This is a genomic window from Arthrobacter sp. 35W (genome assembly GCF_000482545.1).
In the GTDB taxonomy this organism is placed as follows: domain Bacteria; phylum Actinomycetota; class Actinomycetes; order Actinomycetales; family Micrococcaceae; genus Specibacter.
The window spans coordinates 356,162-377,383 of record NZ_KI519455.1 but is presented as its reverse complement, the minus strand read 5'-3'; the positions used below and the strand labels follow the sequence as shown (position 1 = coordinate 377,383).

20 protein-coding genes and 1 tRNA gene are annotated in these 21,222 nt (G+C 67.6%); 11 read left to right on the top strand and 10 right to left on the bottom strand.

Features of this window, described 5'->3' with window-relative positions:
- Window positions 1–5: 5 nt before the first annotated feature.
- A complete protein-coding gene (locus K254_RS0113895; protein WP_026555874.1) occupies window positions 6–683 on the top strand; it encodes a response regulator in 678 nt (225 codons plus the stop codon).
- A gap of 102 nt (window positions 684–785) precedes the next feature.
- Here the strand turns inward: K254_RS0113895 and K254_RS0113890 are convergent, their stop codons facing one another.
- The gene (locus K254_RS0113890; RefSeq protein WP_026555873.1) at window positions 786–1,574 is read right to left on the bottom strand and encodes a VOC family protein; all 789 of its coding nucleotides are present in this window, start codon (window positions 1,572–1,574) and stop codon (window positions 786–788) included.
- Between the two features lie 72 nt (window positions 1,575–1,646).
- Complete coding sequence (locus tag K254_RS0113885; RefSeq protein ID WP_026555872.1) at window positions 1,647–2,657, bottom strand: Lrp/AsnC family transcriptional regulator; 1,011 nt, start codon at window positions 2,655–2,657, stop codon at window positions 1,647–1,649.
- 112 nt (window positions 2,658–2,769) lie between these two features.
- Here K254_RS0113885 and K254_RS23305 point away from each other — a divergent pair, with 112 nt between their 5' ends.
- Window positions 2,770–4,254 (top strand): MFS transporter, encoded by a 1,485-nt coding sequence (locus K254_RS23305; RefSeq protein WP_051389233.1) that lies wholly within the window; start codon window positions 2,770–2,772, stop codon window positions 4,252–4,254.
- A gap of 45 nt (window positions 4,255–4,299) precedes the next feature.
- Window positions 4,300–5,556: an amidohydrolase gene (locus K254_RS0113875; RefSeq protein WP_026555871.1), complete on the top strand. Its 1,257-nt coding sequence runs from the start codon at window positions 4,300–4,302 to the stop codon at window positions 5,554–5,556.
- Between the two features lie 34 nt (window positions 5,557–5,590).
- Here K254_RS0113875 and K254_RS0113870 read toward each other — a convergent pair whose 3' ends face one another.
- A complete protein-coding gene (locus K254_RS0113870) occupies window positions 5,591–6,352 on the bottom strand; it encodes a VOC family protein (RefSeq protein ID WP_026555870.1) in 762 nt (253 codons plus the stop codon).
- Window positions 6,353–6,426: 74 nt separating this feature from the next.
- Entirely contained in the window at window positions 6,427–6,915 is a 489-nt protein-coding gene (locus K254_RS0113865) for a YajQ family cyclic di-GMP-binding protein (RefSeq protein WP_026555869.1), read from the bottom strand.
- A 202-nt stretch (window positions 6,916–7,117) separates the two neighbouring features.
- Here K254_RS0113865 and K254_RS0113860 point away from each other — a divergent pair, with 202 nt between their 5' ends.
- From K254_RS0113860 to K254_RS24870, 3 genes are all read left to right on the top strand, one after another.
- Window positions 7,118–7,516, top strand: a complete 399-nt coding sequence (locus K254_RS0113860; protein WP_051389232.1) for a hypothetical protein — start codon at window positions 7,118–7,120, stop codon at window positions 7,514–7,516.
- A 149-nt stretch (window positions 7,517–7,665) separates the two neighbouring features.
- Window positions 7,666–7,750: transfer RNA gene (locus K254_RS0113855), tRNA-Tyr, on the top strand.
- Window positions 7,751–7,876: 126 nt separating this feature from the next.
- Window positions 7,877–8,746 carry a hypothetical protein gene (locus K254_RS24870; protein ID WP_051389231.1) on the top strand — a complete coding sequence of 290 codons (870 nt, stop codon included), beginning with the start codon at window positions 7,877–7,879 and terminating at the stop codon, window positions 8,744–8,746.
- A gap of 115 nt (window positions 8,747–8,861) precedes the next feature.
- Here K254_RS24870 and K254_RS0113845 read toward each other — a convergent pair whose 3' ends face one another.
- Window positions 8,862–9,104 carry a hypothetical protein gene (locus tag K254_RS0113845; RefSeq protein WP_026555867.1) on the bottom strand — a complete coding sequence of 81 codons (243 nt, stop codon included), beginning with the start codon at window positions 9,102–9,104 and terminating at the stop codon, window positions 8,862–8,864.
- 186 nt (window positions 9,105–9,290) lie between these two features.
- Between K254_RS0113845 and K254_RS0113840 the strand changes: the two genes are divergently transcribed.
- The 3 genes from K254_RS0113840 (at window position 9,291) to K254_RS0113830 (ending at window position 11,485) form a co-directional block, all read left to right on the top strand.
- Complete coding sequence (locus K254_RS0113840; RefSeq protein WP_026555866.1) at window positions 9,291–9,737, top strand: MarR family winged helix-turn-helix transcriptional regulator; 447 nt, start codon at window positions 9,291–9,293, stop codon at window positions 9,735–9,737.
- A gap of 74 nt (window positions 9,738–9,811) precedes the next feature.
- Window positions 9,812–11,041, top strand: coding sequence for an MFS transporter (locus K254_RS0113835; protein WP_026555865.1), 1,230 nt, complete (start codon window positions 9,812–9,814; stop codon window positions 11,039–11,041).
- Window positions 11,042–11,113: 72 nt separating this feature from the next.
- Entirely contained in the window at window positions 11,114–11,485 is a 372-nt protein-coding gene (locus K254_RS0113830; protein WP_026555864.1) for a thioredoxin family protein, read from the top strand.
- A 109-nt stretch (window positions 11,486–11,594) separates the two neighbouring features.
- On the opposite strand, the gene K254_RS0113825 is transcribed toward K254_RS0113830, so the two are convergent.
- The 5 genes from K254_RS0113825 to K254_RS0113805 all read right to left on the bottom strand — a co-directional run bounded on the left by K254_RS0113825 (window position 11,595) and on the right by K254_RS0113805 (window position 16,095).
- A complete protein-coding gene (locus tag K254_RS0113825; protein WP_026555863.1) occupies window positions 11,595–11,873 on the bottom strand; it encodes a putative quinol monooxygenase in 279 nt (92 codons plus the stop codon).
- 61 nt (window positions 11,874–11,934) lie between these two features.
- Window positions 11,935–12,795 (bottom strand): hypothetical protein, encoded by an 861-nt coding sequence (locus tag K254_RS0113820; RefSeq protein WP_026555862.1) that lies wholly within the window; start codon window positions 12,793–12,795, stop codon window positions 11,935–11,937.
- 108 nt (window positions 12,796–12,903) lie between these two features.
- Window positions 12,904–13,863: a DNA-3-methyladenine glycosylase family protein gene (locus K254_RS0113815; protein ID WP_026555861.1), complete on the bottom strand. Its 960-nt coding sequence runs from the start codon at window positions 13,861–13,863 to the stop codon at window positions 12,904–12,906.
- 46 nt (window positions 13,864–13,909) lie between these two features.
- A complete protein-coding gene (locus K254_RS0113810; RefSeq protein ID WP_026555860.1) occupies window positions 13,910–15,151 on the bottom strand; it encodes an SLC13 family permease in 1,242 nt (413 codons plus the stop codon).
- A gap of 5 nt (window positions 15,152–15,156) precedes the next feature.
- Window positions 15,157–16,095: a LysR family transcriptional regulator gene (locus K254_RS0113805; protein WP_026555859.1), complete on the bottom strand. Its 939-nt coding sequence runs from the start codon at window positions 16,093–16,095 to the stop codon at window positions 15,157–15,159.
- A 128-nt stretch (window positions 16,096–16,223) separates the two neighbouring features.
- Between K254_RS0113805 and K254_RS0113800 the strand changes: the two genes are divergently transcribed.
- The gene (locus K254_RS0113800) at window positions 16,224–19,685 is read left to right on the top strand and encodes a bifunctional proline dehydrogenase/L-glutamate gamma-semialdehyde dehydrogenase (protein WP_026555858.1); all 3,462 of its coding nucleotides are present in this window, start codon (window positions 16,224–16,226) and stop codon (window positions 19,683–19,685) included.
- 135 nt (window positions 19,686–19,820) lie between these two features.
- Window positions 19,821–21,206: a cystathionine beta-synthase gene (locus K254_RS0113795; protein WP_026555857.1), complete on the top strand. Its 1,386-nt coding sequence runs from the start codon at window positions 19,821–19,823 to the stop codon at window positions 21,204–21,206.
- Window positions 21,207–21,222: the final 16 nt, after the last annotated feature.

The following is a 21,222-nucleotide window of genomic DNA, read 5'->3' as shown; positions in this document are numbered from 1 at the left end:
TTCCAGTGACCATTCGAGTCCTCGTGGTGGACGACCAGGCCATGGTGCGGGCGGGTTTCGCCGCATTGCTGGGCGCCCAGCACGACATCGAGGTGGTTGCGCAGGCGGAGGACGGCGCCCAGGGCGTTGCCATGGCCGCGCTGCACCGCCCCGATGTGGTGCTGATGGATGTCCGCATGCCGGTGATGGACGGGCTGGCCGCCACGGAGCAGATCCTGGCCGCCCAGCACCCCGGCGACGGCTCGCGGCCCACGCATGTGCTGATGCTGACCACCTTTGATGTGGACGACTATGTCTACGACGCCCTGCGGCTGGGGGCCAGCGGCTTCCTGCTCAAGGATGCCCTGGCCGACGAACTTGTCGCAGCGGTGCGCATCGTGGCCGCGGGGGAGGCCCTGCTGGCCCCGTCGGTGACCAAACGGCTGATCGAGCAGTTCGCCAAATCCCGCAGCCGGCCCGCGCCGTCGCTGGAGCGGTTGGCCAGCCTGACCGAGCGCGAACTGGAGGTCATGACGCTGGTGGGGCGGGGGATGTCCAACCAGGAGATCGCGGCAACCCTCTTCATTGCCGAACAGACCGTCAAGACCCATGTCAGCAAGATCCTGGGCAAGCTGGAGCTGCGCGATCGGGTGCAGGCCGTGGTGCTGGCCTACGAGACGGGTCTGGTGGAGCCGGGCATGTAGCCGGACGAGTCCATCCCTCGGGTCCCTGGCACGACAGGCCGGCCCGCCGCTCCTTCCAGAGTGGCGGGCCGGCCTGTCGTCTTCGCCTCCGCTGTCCGGCGGCTACGCCTCGGGTGCGGCGGGCAGGTCCTGCATGATCCGGAACATGGCACCTGTCGGGTCGGTCAGCGAGGCCATCCGGCCGTAGGGGGTGTCCTGGGCATCCTCCACGACCACCCCGCCCAGGGCGAGGGCCTGGGCCACGGTGGCATCGGCGTCGTCCACGGCAAAGTACACCTGCCAGCTGGCCGGTGCCCCCTCGGGCAGATCCGAGGAGGCGTCGAAGATGCCGGCCAGGGCGTCGTCGCCGGAGCCCAAGGTCGCGTAGCGGAACTCCGGAGCATCGGAAACCACCTCGTAGTCCCAGCCGAAAACGTCCTTGTAGAAGGCGATGGCCGCGTCGTAGTCGCGGGTGTGCAGCTCATGCCAGGCCGGCGTGCCGTTCTCGCGGCTGACCTGGTAGCCGGTGTGCCCGCCGAACTGCCACAGGCCCAGGGCTGCACCGCTGGAATCGCCGACCATGCCCATGTGGCCCTGCTCCGGGACCTCCATCGGCGGCATGTAGATCTGGCCGCCGTGGGCCGTGACGGCCGCGGTGGCCGCATTGATGTCATCCACCCGCAGATAGGTGGACCAGACGTCCGGGTAGCCGGATTGCGGGTCATTCTTCATCAGGCCGGCAACGGTGGCGCCGTCCTTGGAGGCGACCACGTAGCCGCCGTATTTCTCTTCATCGCCGGTTTCATAGGTCCAGCCAAAAAGCTGGCCATAGAAGTCCTTGGTCTTCTCCGGGTCCGAGGTCATCAGATCGATCCAGCACGGCGATCCAGCGGGGATGTTGGGCTTGGGCATGATGTGCTCCTGGGTGGATGGAAGGGAACACAGGCGACTCTATTAGCAGGCACCGACAGGATCAATGGTGGGTCAGGGAAGTGGGGATCGGCTGACGAATTCGCCGGTGGCACGGCCCGATCGATCCAGCAGATGCCCCAGATGTTTGTAGACGCGGATGACCATGGAACGATCCATGATCGTCGCATGGGGCAGCCGCTTCTCGAGTTCGGCTTCCAGTTTGGGGGCGTCGGCGCGGTGCCGGGCGCTGAGTGCAACGATCAGATTCCATTGGCCGGTGCTCACGCAGGCGAATTGCACCTCCGGCATGCCGGCAAGCGCCTCCTGGGCTGCGTTGATGGACGAACTTGGGGTCTGGATGAAGTACCACAGCACCGTCGGCCAGTTCGAATATGGCTGCGCGATGTCCACCCGGAGACCCAAGGATCCTTGGCGCCGCATCGTGGCGATGACATCCCCGACGCGTTGCGGACTCATGCCGAGGATTGTCCCGAGTTCCACATTGCTCGCGCGAGCGTTCCCTTCCAGGGCTCCGGCCACCCGTGACATGGTCTGGTGCGGGATGACCTTCGCGGCTCCGGGGCGTGGGGGCCGGGACCGAGGTATTCTTTCCGCCTGCGCGGCAGTGAGTGCCCGCAGGGTCCACTGTGCACCGGTTTTTACCCCCACATTGACGATGTGCGTTCTGACCAACCGTACGGCGGGAAGCTGGCCCAATGTGACGAGGATGTACTCGGCCAGTTCGTCGTCGTTCCTTGCGAACAGCGTCATGATGATGTCGCGGAATCCACTGGTGAGGTCGATCGAGTAGATCGCTGGGTCCTTGCTGGCTTGTGCGGCGGTGGTGAGGGCTTTCCCGGATTCGCACTGTATTTCGACGATGGCCACGCTGTGGGGAGCATCGGCTTCGTGCACGGCGCTGATCCAGGCCAGCCCTTGGCTGGAGATCCGTTCCCAGCGGCGTGCAAGTGTGACGGAGTCGGTGCCAATGATCTTGGCGAGCGACGTCCACGGCATCCTCGGCTCGATCTGCAGGGCGTTAATAATCTGCAAATCCAGTTCGTCCAGCTGATCTTTGTTCACATGACCTCCCGATATCGCCAGAATCCTGCACATCAGCATGTGTTCATGTTGCCGATGTCACAGTATTCCACAGAGCCGCCGCACCGGTGGGCTCACGAGAAAGGAAGACACCATGGACACAGCCCACCGGAGGGCCCAGAACGTGGCGGGTGCCAAGCTTCGATTGTTCGTCCCGGTCCTCATTGCCCTTGAACTCCTCTCTGGACTTGTGCAGGGATGGATAGTGCCATTGCTCTCGGAGATTGGGCGTGTGTACGGCGTACCCGCCGGGTCGACCAGCTGGGTCCTTGCCGTCGGACTGCTTTCATCCGCCGTGTCGGTGCCGTTGATTGCCATGCTGGGCGACCGTTTCGGGCACCAGCGGCTGCTGGTGGTTTCCGTGGCGCTGGTGGCCGCCGGCTCGCTGCTGATCGCCTTCGCCCCCACCTTCCCACTGGTCCTGCTCGGTGCGGCGGTCCAGGGTCCGGTGGCAGCATTCCTTCCACTCGACATGGCACTGCTCAAAGCCCACCGCATTCGGTCCGCCAACCGCGACGTCGGGCTGATAGTGGGCGCCCTCACCATTGGGCTTGCCGCGGGCATGCTGTTGTCCGGCGTGGCGTTGGATGCCCTGGGGAACCTCGCCGTGGTCCAGATGATTCCCGCGGTTGGCATCGCGGTCCTTGTACCCTTCGTCTGGCTGTTGGTCCCCGAAACCAGCCCCGATGCCTCCCGGCGCATTGACTGGAAGGGGGCGGTGCTCCTCGGCGCCGGACTGGTGGCGATTATGTACGGGCTGTCCGAGGCCCCGCATCTGGGGTGGACCTCCCCGCAGGCCCTGCCTCCCCTTGCCGGGGGCATCGCCGCATTGGTGCTCTTCTTTCGCGTGGAGAAGCGGGCCGAATCCCCGCTCGTGGACCTCAAAGTCATCCGTGCCGCACGGCTGGGCAACCCCATCGGCATCGGCTTTCTCATAGCGGTGACCATGTTCGGCAACCAGGCCCCATCGGTGCTCTTCCTGAGTGCCAATCCGGACAAGCTCGGCTACGGTGCCGGCATGTCGGTTTCGGCCGTAGGGCTCGTCTTGGCCATCGGGGCCGTCAGCAGCACCCTGGGTTCGTTCTCTGCCGCACTTCTGGGCCGGCTGGTTGGCCAGGCCCGGACATTGGTTTTCGCGTGTCTGGCGGCGGCCGCGGCACTTCTATGCCTGGCCTTCGCACCGTCATCGGGCGTGGTCCTGATCGTCTGGCTGGCGATCGCAGGATTCGGCCACGGAATCGTCCTCAGCACCCTGCCGGCTGTCGTGATCGACAGGGCCCCTGCGTCCGCACCTGCCTCGGCCTCCGGCGTCTACAACACGGCACGCACCATTGGCGGGTCCCTGGCCGGGGCATTTGTGGCCTCGGTGACGACCGTCCTGGTCGTCTCCGCCGGCGGATCCGGGGCCGGTGTCGTTGCACCATCGCTTGGAGCATTCCAGCTGATCTGGACGGTCTTTGCCGCGCTGAACGTGGCTGCCGCCATGGCGGCCATCTTCCTGTCCCGGGGCCGCACCAACAGTCTGACTGGGGCAGCTTCGACAGGCTCCGACCGCATCCCCGCCGTTATTCAGCCATAACAACCGTCTCAATAGCGCAAACAAACAACGATAGGAACACCAAAAATGACCTCAGAAACAGCTCCCATCCTCAAGGAACGCATCACCGAAGCCATTGAAGGGCATCGAAATCAGCTGCTACGCCTGAGCCATGACATCGGCGCCAACCCGGAGCTTGCCTTTGAGGAGTTCCATGCCTCGGCGCTCGTCGCCGACGCGCTCGAGCAGGCCGGATTCGACGTCGACCGGGGAGCCTATGGGCTGCCCACGGCGATCGAGGCCGTCTACGGAAATGGTGACTGCACGGTGGTGCTGGTTGCCGAATATGACGCCCTCCCGGGCATCGGCCACGGTTGCGGGCACAATGTGATCGCGGGAGCAGCCGTTGGTGCAGCGCTTGCGCTCAAGGGTGTTGCGGACTCGCTGAACTTGAAGGTGAAGCTGCTGGGTGCGCCGGCGGAGGAGAAGGGCGGCGGCAAGATCATCATGCTCGAACGTGGCGCGTGGGACGACACCGACTTCTCTCTTATGGTGCACGGGTCCAGCGGACCCCAACTGCCATGCGAGGCCTTCACCGCCCGGTCCCTTGAGCATCTGAACGTGGCCTTCACCGGCCGCACGGCCCATGCCGCGGCGGCACCCCACGAGGGAATCAACGCAGCAGACGCGGCGACTTTGGCCCAAGTCGCTTTGGGGCTGCTGCGCCAGCAGCTCAAGCCGGGCATTGTCGTTGCATCGTTCATTGAAAACGGCGGTGCTGCCACCAATATCATTCCCGGACGGACGGACCTCCAGGTCGAGGTCCGTGCTTCCGACGAAAACGACTGGATTGAAACGAGCGCCCGGGTGCGGGCCGCCCTGGAAGGGGCAGCCTTGGCCACTGGTTGCCAGGTGGACATCCGCCAATCTGAAAAGCCCTACGCGCCCATGCGGCACCACCCTGGCATTGCGCGACTCTGGGACGGAAATATCGCCGATCTCGGCTACCAGGTCGAAACACCCGCCGGATCCGGCGGTGGCGGGTCCACGGACATGGGGAACGTCTCCCAGTATCTCCCCTCGATCCACCCCTGCGTGGTGTTCAAGGGCAGCGAGGCCGTGCCGCACACCATCGAGTTCGCCGAGGCAGCCGTGTCGCCGGCCGGGGATGCTGCAGTCATCGATGGTGCCTTGGCACTGGCCCTCACTGTGGCCGATGTGGCAGCGGACCGCGGATTGCGCGCCCGCCTGGGCGAACTCCGGACGGAGCGGTCCCTGGATGGGCGCAGGGGCGGCGAAGCGGCCGCACTCTCCGGCACCGCCGCCGGTCCAGGGGCGTGGTGACGGCAGCGATCCAAGGCACCAGGAGGCTGGCTGCCTAGTGCAGCTGCGCGATCTGGAAGACGGCGCCGGTGGTGTCGGCGAGGGTGGCGGTCCGGCCGTAGGTGGACTCCACGACGGGGGCGACCACGCGCCCGCCCAGGGTGGCGGCCAGTGCGGTGGAGGCACCGGCGTCGGCCACGCCAAAGACCACCTGCCAGCGGCCCGGAATCGGGCCCTCGCCGTCGTCGACAATGCCAGCCCGGGCGTAGATCCCCTCGCCCAACGTGGTGGTGCGGGGGCCGCCGTCGTCGTCTCTGGCCGCCGTGTCCCAGCCGAAGGCGGCGCGGTAGAAGGCAACGGTGCCGGGGTAGTCGGTGGTGCGCAGCTCGTGCCAGACGGCGGAGCCGGGGCGGCCGTGGATGCCGAACCCTTGGTGCAGTCCGGGCTTCCAGAGTCCGACGGTGGACCCGGCGGGGTCGGCGACGAAGGACATGCTGCCCTGGGCGGAGACCTCCATGGGGGCGACCAGCACCCGGCCGCCGTGGGACGGAACCGCGGCGGCCACCTCGGCGAGGTTGTCCGCACGCAGATAGGTGGTCCAGCCGTCGGGCTGGCCGCTGGCGCCGCTGTTCTTGATCATCCCGGCCGCGGCGGCGCCGTCCTTGAAGGCCATGATGTAGCCGTCCGCCGCCTCTTCATCCCAGACGTCGTAGGTCCAGCCGAAGAGCGCCGTGTAGAAGGCCTTGGCCCCCAAGGGGTCGCGCGTGGCGAGGTCGATCCAGCAGGGATCGCCTGCGGCTGTGGCAAAGGCGGACATGGCATGCTCCTGGAGCGGGTGGGCGGGGCCGATACGGCCGACTGTATGCCCGCCCGCTCCAGTGGAACAATGCCCTAGCGGAAGTTCACAAACTGCAGGTCTGCGTCCTCGAAGGTCTTCAGCAGGGCCATGGTGGCCTGCAGGTCGTCGCGGCTCTTGGAGCTGACGCGCAGTTCATCGCCCTGGATCTGGGACTTGACGCCCTTGGGGCCCTCGTCGCGGATCAGCTTGTTGATCTTCTTCGCCACATCCTGCTCGATGCCTTCCTTGATGGAGGCCTCGATGCGGTACTCCTTGCCGGAGGCGAAGGGCTCGCCGGCGTCCAGGGACTTCAGCGAGATGCCCCGCTTGATCAGCTTGGACTCGAACACGTCCAGAACGGCCTTGACGCGCTCCTCAGAGTTGGCCTTCATCAGGATCTTTTCACCGCTGAAGTCGATCTCGGCGCCGATGCCCTTGAAGTCGTAGCGCTGGGCAACTTCCTTCTGGGACTGGTTGAGGGCGTTGGCGACCTCCTGCTTGTCCACCTTGCTGACGACGTCGAACGTTGATTCGCTGGCCATGGTTCCTCCAGATAGGGGTACGTAGTGACATGGATTCTTTGGCTCCTAGCCTAGCCCGGATCGCCGGATTGCTGCCGGACTCCCGCGGATCCGCCGTCGTTGACGCACCGGGCTCCCAGCCTGCTCAAAGGAAAGGTTGAGGCTTGTCACATCTGGGGCGGACAGAGTGGAGGACAGGAAGACGCTACAGAAGGAGCACTCCATGAATGCCGGACCGTCACGCCAGTCCGTTGCCCGCAGCGCCAAGGTGGCCGCCGGAACAGTGGTGGCAGCAGCCACCCTGGCTGCCGTTACAGCCTTTTCGGGGCCGGGCGCCGCTCCGGTGCAGCTGGGTACCGGACGTTCGACGACGTCGGCCGTTGCCTCCTCGACGGTGCGGGCGCCGTCCGCGTCCGGAACGGCTGTTGCTCCTGCGGGTGCCTCCACTGCCACCCTTGCCGGCGGACCGGCGGTTTCCACCGCCTATGCCCCCTCCATTGCGGAACGCATCGCCGGCGTGCAGGAGGATCTGGCCCGCGCGGTCTCACTGCGGCAGGTCACGGCCGAGCAGGCGGCGCTTTTTGAGGCGCAGCTGGTGCGCCGGATCACCAGCGAAGCCTAGAAATCCGGGCCACATTGGGCCCGGAACGAGCCGCAAATCCGCTCGATTCGATTCTTTGGCAAATCCCTTGTATTGTTTTACTGCTCCCACTTGCTGGGGGCGAAAGTTGAACCAAACAGTGTCCTGCACTGTGTGGTTTGGCTGGCTGCGGCAGATTACCCGAGCGGCCAAAGGGGGCTGACTGTAAATCAGCTGGCAACGCCTACGGGGGTTCGAATCCCTCATCTGCCACCAGCAGAGAATCCCCGGATCCTTATGGATCCGGGGATTTTTTCTTGCCCTCAAACCGTCCGGAGCAGCGGCTGTGGTGCCGGTCCGCCACACTCCGCCCGAATCGCTGGGTGCATCTAGAGTTGAAGCATGGAATTCATCATCCCCCTGCTCTGTGTGCTGGCCGCCGTCCTGGTTGTTTGGGTGGCTGCGCGGGTGCTGGGCCGCCGCAGCCGCGCCGGCCTGGCGCAGGCCTTTGGCGCGCCGGGGGCGGACGGGAAGCCGGTGCAGGCGAACCCGGGCATCACCCGCGAGCTGGCGGTGCAGGCCAGTGCCCGGTTGACGCCCGAACAGCACCGCGCCGTCTACTCGATGATTGCCCGGCAGCAGCCGCTGGGCGCCATCAAGGAATTCCGTGCCGCCACGGGCTGCTCGCTCAAGGAGGCGGCCCTGTCGGCTGCCGCCCTGGCGCAGTTCCCGCAGCCCACGCCGGAGCCGCGGTGGATGAGCGAGGCCGCCGCCCCCGGTTCGGCACCGGATGCAGTGCAGCCCTCGGCCTCCGATGCGCCGTCCAGTTCAGTGCCCGACGCCGCCACGCCCGCCGTGGATTCCACCCCCGGCGCTGCGTCCGGGACCGGAGCCACTGTGGACCCGTCGGCCTCCGATGCGCCCGCAGCACCCGCGGACCCGGTCGAGGCGCTGCTGTTCGCCGATCCGCCCGCCAGCTGGCCCACGGAGCCATCGGCCGAGGAATCCATCCGCGAGGCGGCGGCGCCCGTGGAGCCCGTCCGGGCCCAGCCCTCAACGCCGCGCGTCTACCGCTACCGCGCCATCATCGCGCGTGGGGATGAGATCCGCGAGATTGTCAGCACCCGCCTGAACTCCGAGATCGTGGAGCAGGTCAAGACGTTGGCCCGGGCCGGGGACCGCGACGGCGCCGCCGCGCTGCTGCGGGCCAACTCGGACGCCGGTGCGGACGAGGCCGCGGGCTTTGTGGCCCTGATCGGCCCCGAAGACTGACCTCCGCTGGCGCTTATTGCAGGCGGGGACGCAGTTCCCCGCCCGGGATGACGTTGTAGACACGTCCCCGAAGGGAAACTGCGTCCCCGGTGGGGTCCGCCGCTGAGCCGGAGCTTTATGCGTTGTGCTTGGCACGGCTTTCGAGGGCGAAGCCGTCCTGGTGGTGGATCAGCTGGCGGCCCATGCCGCCGTCGAGCTGGATCCACAGGCAGCTGTGGTCCGGCGTCACGGCCTCCACGCGGCCGCTGAGCCGCCAGCCGTTGGCATTGACCAGTGCAACTGTCTCCTCCGGCTCCAGCGCTGGCCAAAGATCGCCACTGGCTGGGCGCCATGCCCGTCGAGTGATGCGCATGCTCATTGTGTCCTCCAGATGTCACGGCAAGTGCCAAGGTATGCGGGGTGGTGCGGCCGGTTGGTTCCTCACAGCCAACAACCCCATGGTGCATGCGGCCGGTGAACTGGCAGTGAATTTGCTGTGGACGGATGCCCCACCGCCGCGCGAAGTCTTGACAGTTAGGCAGCCTAACTATTAGGCTGCCTAACTATGAGTGACATTGAGCTGGACGAAGAGCTGATTGACCTTGCCGCCAGATACCGGGACGTGCTGCGGCATGCCGTCTATCTGATCCGCTCCCTGGACGCCAACGGCGAGCTCAGCACCGGCCAGGTTGCCACCATGAACATTCTGGCCCTGGCCCCGGCCCGGGTGGGCGACGTCGCCCGCCATGCCGGCATCCGAGTGCCCAGCGCCACCGAACAGGTGATCAAGCTGGAGGCGGCCGGCCTGGTGGAACGCCGGGCCGATCCGGACGACGCCCGCGCGGTCCTGGTGCATCTGACGGATGCCGGGCGCACAGCACTGGCCACCGCAAACCGGGAGCGCAATGAGCGCATCGCCGGCGCCCTGGCAGTGCTCAGCGAGGACGAGCGGTCCGCCATCACGGCCGCCATTCCCGCGATCGCCAAACTCACCAACTCACTCGGCGCCTGAGCCGCCGCAGCGCCCTGCGCGCCCGCCGCCCAGCGTCGTCGAACTATTCCATACCGAACATCCAAGGAGGGCCCGTGGAGGCCAGCACGGCAGAATCAACTGCCCACACCATTGAAGAAACTGTGAAGGCCGAGAAGGCTTCCATGCTCAAACAGCCCAAGGCCGTGTGGGCCGTGGCCGTTGCCTCGGTTTTCGCCTTCATGGGCATCGGCCTGGTGGACCCCATCCTTCCGGCCATCGCCGAGAACCTGAAGGCCACGCCGAGCGAAGTCTCACTGCTGTTCACCAGCTACTTCCTGGTCACGGCCGTCGCCATGCTGGTCACCGGCTATGTCTCCTCCCGGATTGGCGGCAAGAAGACGCTGCTCATCGGGCTGGGCCTGATCGTGGTCTTTGCCTCCCTGTCCGGCATGTCCTCCACTGTCTCCGAACTCGTGGGCTTCCGCGCCGGCTGGGGTCTGGGCAACGCGCTGTTCGTGGCCACGTCGCTGGCGGTCATGGTGGGTGTGGCCTCCGGTGGAACCGCGACGGCGATCATCCTCTACGAGGCCGCGCTGGGCCTGGGCCTGTCCCTCGGGCCGCTGATGGGAGCCCTGCTGGGCGGCTGGCAGTGGCGGGCGCCGTTCTTCGGCACGGCCACGGCCATGGCGATCGCCTTCATCGCGCTGATCACGCTGCTGCCCAAGACGCCGGTTCCGGCCGTGAAGACCCGGCTGCGGGATCCGCTGCTGGCCCTGGGCCACAAGGGCCTGCGCACCACCGCTGCCAGCGCCCTGTTCTACAACTACGGCTTCTTCACCATCCTCGCCTTCACCCCGTTCATCCTGCACTTTGACGCCTATGGAATCGGCGCCGTCTTCTTCGGCTGGGGCGTGGCAGTGGCCGTGTTCTCCGTCTTCGTGGCGCCCATTGTGCAGCGCCGCTTCGGTGCCACCGGCGCGCTGACCGGCACCCTGGTCCTGTTGATGCTGGTGCTGCTGGGCATGGGCCTGGCCGCAGGGCACTCCATCCCCACCATCGTGGTGCTGGTGATCGTCTCCGGCGCCCTGCTGGGCATCAACAACACGCTGTACACGGAGCTGGCGATGGGCGTCTCCGATTCGCCCCGTCCCGTGGCCAGCGCCGGCTACAACTTCGTGCGCTGGATGGGTGGTGCCCTGGCGCCGTTCCTGGCCGCCAAATTGGCCGAACACTTCGGTGCCCCGGTCACCTTCTACGTGGCCGCCGCCGTCGTCCTTGCCGGTGCCGTGGTGATCTTTGGTGGGCGCAGGTACCTCACCGCCCACGCCCCGCACGGGGTCTAGAAGGGCAGTCCACGCTCACGCGCTGAGCGAAATCTGTAGCCATGTTTCCGCCCGTTCACGTACGGTGGAAGCATGGCTACAGTCAATATCTCCGCTGAATCATTCGGTCCCACCATTGAGAACAACGACATTGTTCTGGTGGATTTCTGGGCGTCCTGGTGCCAGCCGTGCGTGCGCTTTGCGCCCACCTTTGAGGCTGCCTCGGACAAGCACGACGACGTCGTCTTCGCCAAGGTGGACACCGAGGCTGAACAGCAGCTCGCCGCGGAGGCCAACATCACCTCCATCCCGACGCTGATGGCCTTCCGCGAAAAGGTGCTGGTGTTCTCCCAGCCCGGCGCGCTGAACGCCGCGCAGCTCGATGAGGTTCTCACCGCCGTCAAGGGCCTGGACATGGCCGATGTGCACGCCCAGGTGGCCAAGCAGCAGGCCGGGGCCAACTAGCCTCCGGCGCTACCCCAGAACGCAAAAATCGCGCCTCGTCGTCATTTTCGCGCCGGATCACCGGGCGCGAAAATGACGACGAGGCGCGATTTTCGTTTGGCGGGTGCTGCTAGACGGTCGCGAGCTCCACGGGGGTGGCCAGCAGGGCCGAGAGGGATTCCTCGAGGTCCTGGACCGCGATGCCCTTGGCATGCTTGTCCAGATCCGCCTGGGTGGCCCACTGTTCGGTCAGGACAATCTTGTCCTCGGATTCCTCGGTGATCTCATAGCGCAGGCAGCCGGGCTCGGCCACGACCTGCTCGATGGCAATCTCAAGGGCCAGCTTCACGCGGAAGAACTCGCCGTCGTTGGGGATGAAGGTTGCTTGCAGGTTGATGGGTTCACTCATGGATCAAGCGTAGAGGACCCGGGGCCGTCCGGTGGGCCGCCGCCGTCGGCCGCCGTAACAGTCACCGGAACAGGATGAAGCCTAGTGAACCAATGAACGCCGGCAGCGCTGCAAGGACGGCCAGCCCGAGGAGCGACCTGCCCACCCACACATGCTTCCGTGAGGCCCAGCCGTGTGGGCTGCGTACGATGGCCGAGAAGGCCACCACGATCAGTGCGCCGATGCCGATCAGAATTCCCGCCGGCAGAAACACCATGCCGGCCACGAGCGGCCAATAGGCCTTCGCGGCCCGGCCTGACGGCAAGGGCAGACGTTGGCTGTACCAACCAGCCGCCGCTGCAACGAGTGCACCCAGAAGCACGGCGAGCACCGCGAACAGCGCCACCGACAGCAGGCCGGGTCCAACTATCGTGAAGTCGATGTTGTTGGCCCGGAAGGGTTCCAGAAACGACCCCAGGAGGAGAAGGGCGGCCAGCCCGGCCAGCGGTCCGTTCAGCCGGCCGGGCGGCAGCAATCGGTGGACCAGCAGATAGATGAAGGTCGCGGCGAAGGCGGCCGGCAGCCCGCCGAAGACCAGGAGCGACAGCGTGCCATCGACGGTGGGCAGGCCAACGACGGCGCCGGCTTCCGTGAGCATGCCTTGGGACTGGGCCGGTGAGGTCATGGCCAATACGCGCATCACCAGGCGGCCGCCGGGCCAGGCAATCAGCACAGCGGAGACGAATGCTGCGAAGCAGGCGACATTTGCCCACCAGGCATACCGCCGAAGCGCCCTGTTCAGACGTCCGCTCCGAGCCTCCGGCGGCAGTGCGGCAACGGAGGGTCCTGGCGGTGGTCGGACCGATGCCCCGCCCCACGCAGCAATGAGAACCACCCCGGCAAGCAGAAGCAGCCCGGAAGCCAGAACGATGAACACGGTCATGGCAACCTGCTCTCGGGGAGTGGGCCGAAGGACTTTGAGCGCAATGCTACCCAGCAATGCACCAGCCAGGAATACATCGCCATGGGCGGCTGCACGGGACGTCGGGCCTCAGTGGCGGCGGTGGTCCTGGATGGTCATCCGTGGACCAAAGGCGGGTTTGCGGAAGCCGCTGAGCATCAGCATCCGCACCACCCGCTGCCGGTGCCCCAGCCAAGGTTCCAGCAGGGCCAGCATGCCGGCGTCGTCAACCGGCTTCCCGGCCAGTGCCCAGCCCACAAACTTGGCCAGGTGGTAGTCGCCCACCGCGACGGCGTCGGCGTCGCCATGGGTGCGCTGGGTGGCCTCGGCGGCCGTCCAGATGCCGATGCCCGGGATGGTCTGCAGCTTGGCAGCCGCCTCGACGGCGTCGACGGCGGCCAGCCGCTCCAGCGCGGATGCCGCGCGCAGCAGCCGCATCACGGTGGCGGAGCGCTGCGGCCCCACCCCTGCCTTGTGCCACTCCCAGGACGGAATGCGGGCCCACTGCTCCGGCGTCGGCGCCACCACCAGATCCGCCGGCACGGGGGAGCCGGGGCCGATCCCCGGGGCGGGCGAGCCAAACTTCGCCACCAGATACCTGTAGCCGCGGTGCGCCTCGATGGCCGTGACCTTCTGCTCCAGAACGGCGGGGATGAGCGCATCCACCATCCGTCCCGTGGCCGGCAGCCGCAGCCCCGGATGGCGCCGCCGCGCTTGGGTGGCCAGCCGGGGAAGCGTGGCGTGGAAGCCTGGCTCGTCGAACCCGGACCAGTCGTCCCCGCCGCCGAGCAGTGCCGGCACTCCCGCCAGAGCGGACGCGGTGCCGAGGCCCCAGGCAGTGGCGCGCACCGCCGTCGTCGTGGCCATGGACAGGTGCAGGGTGGCCGGGCCGGAAGGGGTGTTGAAGGCGAACCAGACGGTGCCATGGGCCACCCGGGCGGCCGGGTCTCTTGGGCCGCGGGGGATGATGCCCACGGTGCCGGCGAGCTCGTACGGCACCCCGGCATCCCAGAGCAGGCTTTCTGCGCCGGGCTGCGTGGGGACCATCATGCGTCAATGCTCCCACGGGGGTCGGACAGCGGCGTGTGCCGGCAGGCTACGAGGCGCCGGCCGACAGCCAGAGGGCCAGCACGGACAAGGGCAGGAGCACGACGACGGCGCCCAGCCCGGCCAGCGCGTAGCCGCCCCAGGACACATCGACGCCCAGGGCCTTGAGCCGCTCATGCCACAGCAGCGTTGCCAGCGAGGCCCATGGCGTGATGATCGGCCCCAGATTGACGCCGATCAAAAGTGCTGCCAGCCGCAGCGGACTGCCGGCCACTGGTTCCAGTGCCAGATAGGCGGGCAGATTGTTGATGGCATTGGCGCTCAACGTTCCCAGCCCTGCCAGCTGCAGCAGAGCGGCATAGCCGTTCCCGGTCCCGGCAACGGTGCCCAGCAGGGCCGCCAGACCATGGGAATGCAGAGCCTGGACCACCATGAACAGGCCGATGGTCAGCAGCAGCGGGCGGGCCGGGACCATGCTCCAGCGCAGGGCTGACCGCCGCCGGACGGCAAAGACCGCCAGCAGAAACACCGCGGCGATTCCGGACGGGATGGCCACGGGGATGCCTGAGACCAGTGCGGGCAGCAGCAGCGCAACAGTCGTCCCGGCGATGGCGAGCAGCACCCTGTCTGACGCGGGCGGGGACGACGGCGGCCGGTAGCGCCCGCCCAGATCCTTGCGGAAGGCGGTGCCCAACAGTGCCATGGGCACCAGGATGCCCACCAGTGCCGGAGCCCACAGCAGGGCGGCAAATTGCGCCGGAGTGGTCTGCAGCTGGTGCTGGGCCAGCAGGTTGGTCAGGTTGGACACGGGCAGCAGCAGCGAGGCGGTGTTGGCCAGCCACACGGTGGTCAAGGCAAAAGGCAGCGGCGGAATGCGGGCATGCAGGGCCAGCAGGACCACCACAGGAGTCACCAGCACGGCGGTGGCATCCAGGGAAAGGAAGATGGTGCTGACCGTGGCCAGCAGGACCACGAAGAGCCACAGCACGGCGACCCGGCCCCGGCGGACGCCGCCCCCGGCGCCGCCAACCCGCCCGCCGTCGTCGGCCCGTGTGGTCCTCCCGCCGCGACGGCTTCCCCCCGCGCCGGCGGCGGAAAGCCACCCGGTGATCGCCCGGAACAGTCCGGCGGCCTCGGCCAGCTCCGTCACGATGGTCATGGCCAGCACAAACAACAGGATCGGCACCGTCCGCGCGGCCAGCTCCACGAACTCGCCCCAGGGCAGCAGCCCAGTGGCCAGTGCCGCGGCGCCGGCGGCAAAGAGCACCAGTGGAACGGCCAGTCCCTGCACCCGGCTCACGGGGTGTCCGCCCCATTGGCCACGGCCTCGGCCGTGCTGGCCAGCATGCCGCGGCAGGCCACAATGGCCGGGCGGCGCCGGCTGGCCCGGCGCGCGGAGGTGAAGACGGTGCGGCGGGGGAGCCCCGGCAGGTCCAGCAGTGTGACGGTCTTCTCGCGGCCCGTCCACACCAGATCGGGCATCAGGGCCACGGCGTTGCCGGATTCGATCAGCCGGATCTGGGCCTGCAGATCGGCCGTCTCGTAGCGCACGTCCGGCTCGAAGCCGGCCTGCCGGCAGGCCTGCTCGGCCCAATGCCGCGATGCGGCGCCGCGGGGCTCCATGACCCACGGCAGATCGGCGGTGTCCTCCAAAGAAGCCAGCACGGCGCCCGCCGGCCGGGCAGGGGAGCCCTCCTGGCTGGGCGGTGGAACGGCCAGCCGGATGGCGTCGGTGGTCAGCGTGATGCGGTCCAGCTCCGGATGCCGGGGTGCGGCATGGCCCGGGTACTGCTCGGCCACCACCAGGTCGAAGTCGCGCGCCCAGGTCTCGTGCAGCGCCGTTTCGGGCTCACGCTGGGTCATCTCGATCCGCACCTCCGGATACTCCCGGGCCATGGCACTGAGCGTACCCGGCAGCAGGGCCAGGGCGGCGGATTGGAAGACCGCCAGCCGCACGGTGCCGGTGACGGTGGTCAGCGAGCTGGCCAGGTCGGCCTCGGCGCGTTCCAGGGATTCGAGGATCTCCGCGGTGTGGGCCACCAGGATCTCCGCCTGGGCCGTCAACAGCACCCGCCGGCCGGATTTGCGCAGCAGTTCCACGCCCGCTTCCTTCTCCAATAGGGCCAGCTGCTGGGACACCGCCGACGGCGTGTAGGCCAGTGCCTGGGCCACCTCTGCGAGGGTGCCGCGGATCTTCAATTCACGCAGCAGCCGCAGCCTCCGGACGTCGAGCACGGCCCATCTCCAAACGTAAGTAGAACTAACTGATATTCATCAAAAAAGAACGCTTTTGCTAATTGGAGTGTAGTTCCATACTTGAGGAAAGACCCAGCCGCACCGACAGATAGCGACAGCCCCGTTCCATGAGCAGCACTGCAGAGAAGGCCACCGTGACTTCCACCGTTTCAGCATCCAATCCAGCCGCCGCCCATGAGCTGGCCACGGAAACCATCGCCCTGGTCCGCCACTGGCTGACCGAGGCCTCCAAGGTGCCGGTGGACGTCTCCGCCCAGCGCCTGGCCGGCGTCCTGAAGGACCCCAACGGCCTGGACTTCACCGTGGGCTTCGTCGACGGCGTCATCCGCCCCGAAGACCTCGCCGTCGCCGGCCGCAACCTGGCCCGGCTGGCACCGAAGGTCCCCGCTTTCCTGCCCTGGTACATGCGCAGCGCCGTCCGCCTGGGCGGCGTGATGGCCCCCGTGCTGCCGCAGGTGGTCATCCCGATCGCCCGCAAGGTGCTGCGCGAGATGGTGGGCCACCTGATTGTCGACGCGACAGACGCCAAGCTGGGTCCGGCCATCGCCAAGATCCGCCAGGACGGCGTGAACCTGAACGTGAACCTGCTCGGCGAGGCCGTCCTGGGCGAGCACGAGGCCGCCCGCCGCCTGGAGGGAACGCTGAAGCTGCTGGCCCGCGAGGACGTGGACTACGTGTCCATCAAGGAATCCTCCACCGTGGCCCCGCACTCCCCGTGGGCCTTCGACGAGGCCGTGGACCACATTGTGGAGAAGCTGCTGCCGCTGTACACGCTGGCCGCCTCCTTCCCCAAGCCCAAGTTCATCAACCTGGACATGGAGGAGTACAAGGACCTCGGCATGACCATCGCCGTGTTCAAGCGCATCCTGGACATGCCCGCGTTCAAGAACCTTGAGGCCGGCATTGTGCTGCAGGCCTACCTGCCTGACGCCCTGGGCGCCATGATGGAGCTGCAGGAATGGGCCACGGCCCGCCGCGCCGACGGCGGTGCACCCATCAAGGTGCGCGTCGTGAAGGGCGCCAACCTGCCCATGGAGCAGGTTGAAGCCTCCCTGCATGACTGGCCGCTGGCCACCTGGGGCACCAAGCAGGATTCGGACACCAACTACAAGCGCGTCATCAACTACGCACTGACCCCCGGGCACGTGGACGGTGTGCGCATCGGCGTCGCCGGCCACAACCTCTTCGACGTCGCCTATGCCTGGCTGCTGGCCAAGCAGCGCGGCGTGGTCTCCGGCATCGAGTTCGAGATGCTGCTGGGCATGGCCACCGGCCAGGCCACGGCCGTGCGCAAGGACGTCGGATCCCTGCTGCTGTACACGCCGGTGGTGCACCCGGGCGAGTTCGACGTCGCCATCGCCTACCTGATCCGCCGCCTGGAAGAGGGCGCCAGCCAGGACAACTTCATGTCCGCCGTGTTCGAGCTCAGCGCCAACGAGGCCCTGTTCGAGCGCGAAAAGCAGCGCTTCCTGGCTTCCCTGGCGACCCTTGACGACACAGTTCCGCCGGCCAACCGCCAGCAGAACCGCGCCCTGCCGGCCGCCCCGGCGGCGCTGGAGGGCTTCACCAACACCCCGGACACCGATCCCTCCCTGGCCGCCAACCGCGCCTGGAGCCGGGACATCCTGGCCAAGATCCCCGGCTCCGTGCTGGGCAACGATCTGGTGGAGTCCACCCGCATCACGGATCTGGACACCCTCAACGCCACCATCGCCACCGCTCTGGAGCACGGCAAGGCCTGGGGTGCCATGACCGGCGCCGAGCGTGCCGCCATCCTGCACCGCGCCGGCGACGTCCTGGAGTCCCGCCGCGCGGATCTCATGGAGGTCATGGCCTCGGAGACCGGCAAGACCATCGACCAGTCGGACCCGGAAATCAGCGAGGCCATCGACTTCGCGCACTACTACGCCGAGCGTGCCAAGGATCTGGAGACCGTCGACGGCGCCACCTTCGTCCCCGCCGGCCTGACGGTTGTCACTCCGCCGTGGAACTTCCCGGTGGCCATCCCCGCCGGCTCCACCCTGGCGGCGCTGGCCGCCGGCTCCGCCGTCGTCATCAAGCCCGCCACCCAGGCCCGCCGCAGCGGCTCCGTGATGGTCAAGGCCCTGTGGGACGCCGGTGTGCCCCGCGAGGTGCTGGCCCTGGTCCAGCTCGGGGAGAAGGAGCTCGGCCGCCAGCTGGTCTCGCACCCCAGCGTTGACCGAGTGATCCTGACCGGTGGCTACGAGACCGCCGAGCTGTTCCGCAGCTTCCGCACGGACCTGCCACTGCTGGCCGAGACCTCCGGCAAGAACGCCATCATCGTCACCCCCAGCGCCGACCTGGACCTGGCCGCCAAGGACGTCATCAACTCCGCGTTCGGCCACGCCGGGCAGAAGTGCTCCGCCGCCTCGCTGGTGATCCTGGTCGGCTCCGTGGCCTCCTCGGCACGCTTCCGCAACCAACTCATCGACGCCGCCAAGTCCCTGACCGTCGGCTTCCCGGCCGAGGCCACCACCCAGATGGGCCCGGTCATCGAGCCCGCCGCCGGCAAGCTGCTCAACGCACTCACCACCCTCGGTGCGGGCGAGACGTGGGCCGTGAAGCCCGCCAAGCTCGACGACGAAGGCCTCCTCTGGAGCCCGGGTGTTCGCACCGGCGTCAAGCGCGGCAGCTACTTCCACCTGACCGAGTTCTTCGGCCCGGTGCTCGGCGTCATGACCGCCGAGACGCTGGAAGAGGCCATCGCGATGACCAACCAGATCGAGTACGGCCTCACCTCCGGCCTGCACTCCCTGGACTCTGCGGAGATCGGCACCTGGCTGGACACCATCGAAGCCGGCAACCTGTACGTGAACCGCGGCATCACCGGCGCCATCGTGCAGCGCCAGCCGTTCGGCGGCTGGAAGAAGTCCGCCGTTGGTGCGGGCACCAAGGCCGGCGGCCCCAACTACCTGGCCGGTCTGGGCAGCTGGGTTCCGGCCGAGTCCACCGCCACGGCCACCATCGAGGGTGCCGCAGCCAAGGTTCTTGGCGCCGCAACGGGCATCGTCTCCGACACCGAGCGCGGCTGGCTGGAGCGCGCGCTGCGCTCCGACGCCGCCGCCTGGGCCGATGAGTTCGGCGCCGCCAAGGACGTCTCGGCCCTGACCGCCGAGCGCAATGTGTTCCGCTACCTGCCGGTGGACACCTCCATCCGCCTGGCCGAGGGCGAGTCCGTGGCCACGCTGCTGCGCGTGCTCGGTGCTGCACTGCTGGCCGGCGCCCGCCCGGGCGTCTCCACCGCCGTCGAGCTTCCCTCCGCGGTCAAGGCAGTGCTCAGCGAGCTGGGCATCTCCGCCTGGGTGGAGAACGACGGCGCCTACCTGGCCGCCGCCGCCCGCCGCGGTGCCGGCCGCATCCGCCTCCTCGGCGGGGACGCCAGCGCCCTCTACACGGCCACCAACGGCCGTCCGGACGTGGCAATCTACGCCGGCGAAGCCACCGAGGCCGGCCGCATCGAGATGCTCCCGTTCCTGCACGAGCAGGCCGTCAGCATCACCGCGCACCGTTTCGGCACGCCGAACCACCTCTCGGATGACCTGATCTAACCAGCCTCCACCCACCCAACTAGGTGACAGTTATCGCACGTTCCGCCCATCGGAATGTGCGATAACTGTTACCTAGTTGGGCTTTAAGGGGGCGCGGTGTCTTCGGTTACTGGACAGGGCCGCTAGGTTTAAGCCATGAAGTACGCCAACTCCGTTTTGGACCTGATCGGCAACACCCCCTTGGTCAAATTGAACAAGGTGAGCGCGGGCATCGACGCCACGATCCTGGTGAAGCTGGAGTACATGAATCCGGGCGGCTCCGCCAAGGACCGGATCGCCGTGAAGATGCTGGACGAGGCCGCGAAGGCGGGCCTGATCGGCCCCGGCGGCACCGTCGTCGAGCCCACCAGCGGCAACACGGGCGTGGCCATGGCCATGGTGGCCCAGCAGCGCGGCTACAACTGCGTCTTCGTGGTGCCGGACAAGGTGGGCGAGGACAAGCGCGCCGTGCTGCAGGCCTACGGTGCCGAGGTGGTGGTGACGCCGACGGCGGTGGCCGCGGACAGCCCGCAGTCCTACTACGGCGTCTCCGACAGGCTGGTCACCGAGATCCCCGGCGCCTACAAGCCGGACCAGTTCTCCAACCAGAACGGCCCGCTGAGCCACTACGAAACCACCGGCCCGGAAATCTGGCGCGACACCGACGGCAAGGTCACGCACTTTGTGGCGGGCGTGGGCACCGGCGGCACCATCACCGGCACCGGCCGCTTCCTGCGCGAGGTGTCCGCCGCCCGTCCCGAGGCCGACGGCGGCGAGGTCCAGATCATCGGCGCGGACCCTGAAGGCTCCGTCTACTCCGGCGGCACCGGACGCCCCTACCTGGTGGAGGGCGTGGGCGAGGACATCTGGCCCGAATCCTACGACCCGGCCGTTCCGCACCAGATCATCGCGGTCTCGGACAACGACAGCTTCGCCATGACCCGCCGGCTGGCCCGCGAGGAAGGCCTGCTGGTGGGTGGCTCCTCGGGCATGGCCGTGGTGGCCGCGCTGGAAGCGGCCAAGGGGCTGGGGCCGGATGCCGTCGTCGTCGTGCTCCTGCCGGACAGCGGCCGCGGCTACCTGGCCAAGATCTTCAACGACACCTGGATGCAGTCGTACGGTTTCCTGAAGGCCACCGACGAGCCCGCGATCGGCGAGCTGCTCAAGACCAAGACCGGCCAGCTGCCGGCGCTGGTGCACATCCACCCGAACGAGACGGTGCGCGATGTCATCTCCCTGATGAGCGAATACGGCGTCTCGCAGATCCCCGTGCTGACCCAGGAACCGCCCGTGGTGATGGGCGAGGTGGTGGGCTCGGTGGACGAGCGCACGCTGACCGGCAAGCTCTTCCGCGGCGAGGCGAAACTGACGGACAAGATCACCGAACACATGCAGCCGCCGCTGCCGATCATCGGCTCGCTGGAGCCCATTTCCGCCGCGCGCGCCAAATTGCAGGACGTGGATGCGCTGATGGTGACCTTTGTGGGGGCGCCGGTGGGTGTACTGACGCGCCATGATCTGCTGAACTACCTCAATGACTAATCCGCATCGACACACC

Bases quoted from the DNA above. Each gene is read 5' to 3' on its own strand.
- K254_RS0113890 (WP_026555873.1), bottom strand. From the start codon at position 1,574: ATGCCCAAGCCCAACATCCCCGCTGGATCGCCGTGCTGGATCGATCTG.
- K254_RS23305 (WP_051389233.1), top strand. From the start codon at position 2,770: ATGGACACAGCCCACCGGAGGGCCCAGAACGTGGCGGGTGCCAAGCTT.
- K254_RS0113875 (WP_026555871.1), top strand. From the start codon at position 4,300: ATGACCTCAGAAACAGCTCCCATCCTCAAGGAACGCATCACCGAAGCC.
- K254_RS0113870 (WP_026555870.1), bottom strand. From the start codon at position 6,352: ATGTCCGCCTTTGCCACAGCCGCAGGCGATCCCTGCTGGATCGACCTC.
- K254_RS0113865 (WP_026555869.1), bottom strand. From the start codon at position 6,915: ATGGCCAGCGAATCAACGTTCGACGTCGTCAGCAAGGTGGACAAGCAG.
- K254_RS0113860 (WP_051389232.1), top strand. From the start codon at position 7,118: ATGAATGCCGGACCGTCACGCCAGTCCGTTGCCCGCAGCGCCAAGGTG.
- K254_RS24870 (WP_051389231.1), top strand. From the start codon at position 7,877: ATGGAATTCATCATCCCCCTGCTCTGTGTGCTGGCCGCCGTCCTGGTT.
- K254_RS0113845 (WP_026555867.1), bottom strand. From the start codon at position 9,104: ATGAGCATGCGCATCACTCGACGGGCATGGCGCCCAGCCAGTGGCGAT.
- K254_RS0113840 (WP_026555866.1), top strand. From the start codon at position 9,291: ATGAGTGACATTGAGCTGGACGAAGAGCTGATTGACCTTGCCGCCAGA.
- K254_RS0113830 (WP_026555864.1), top strand. From the start codon at position 11,114: ATGGCTACAGTCAATATCTCCGCTGAATCATTCGGTCCCACCATTGAG.
- K254_RS0113825 (WP_026555863.1), bottom strand. From the start codon at position 11,873: ATGAGTGAACCCATCAACCTGCAAGCAACCTTCATCCCCAACGACGGC.
- K254_RS0113820 (WP_026555862.1), bottom strand. From the start codon at position 12,795: ATGACCGTGTTCATCGTTCTGGCTTCCGGGCTGCTTCTGCTTGCCGGG.
- K254_RS0113815 (WP_026555861.1), bottom strand. From the start codon at position 13,863: ATGATGGTCCCCACGCAGCCCGGCGCAGAAAGCCTGCTCTGGGATGCC.
- K254_RS0113800 (WP_026555858.1), top strand. From the start codon at position 16,224: ATGAGCAGCACTGCAGAGAAGGCCACCGTGACTTCCACCGTTTCAGCA.
- K254_RS0113795 (WP_026555857.1), top strand. From the start codon at position 19,821: ATGAAGTACGCCAACTCCGTTTTGGACCTGATCGGCAACACCCCCTTG.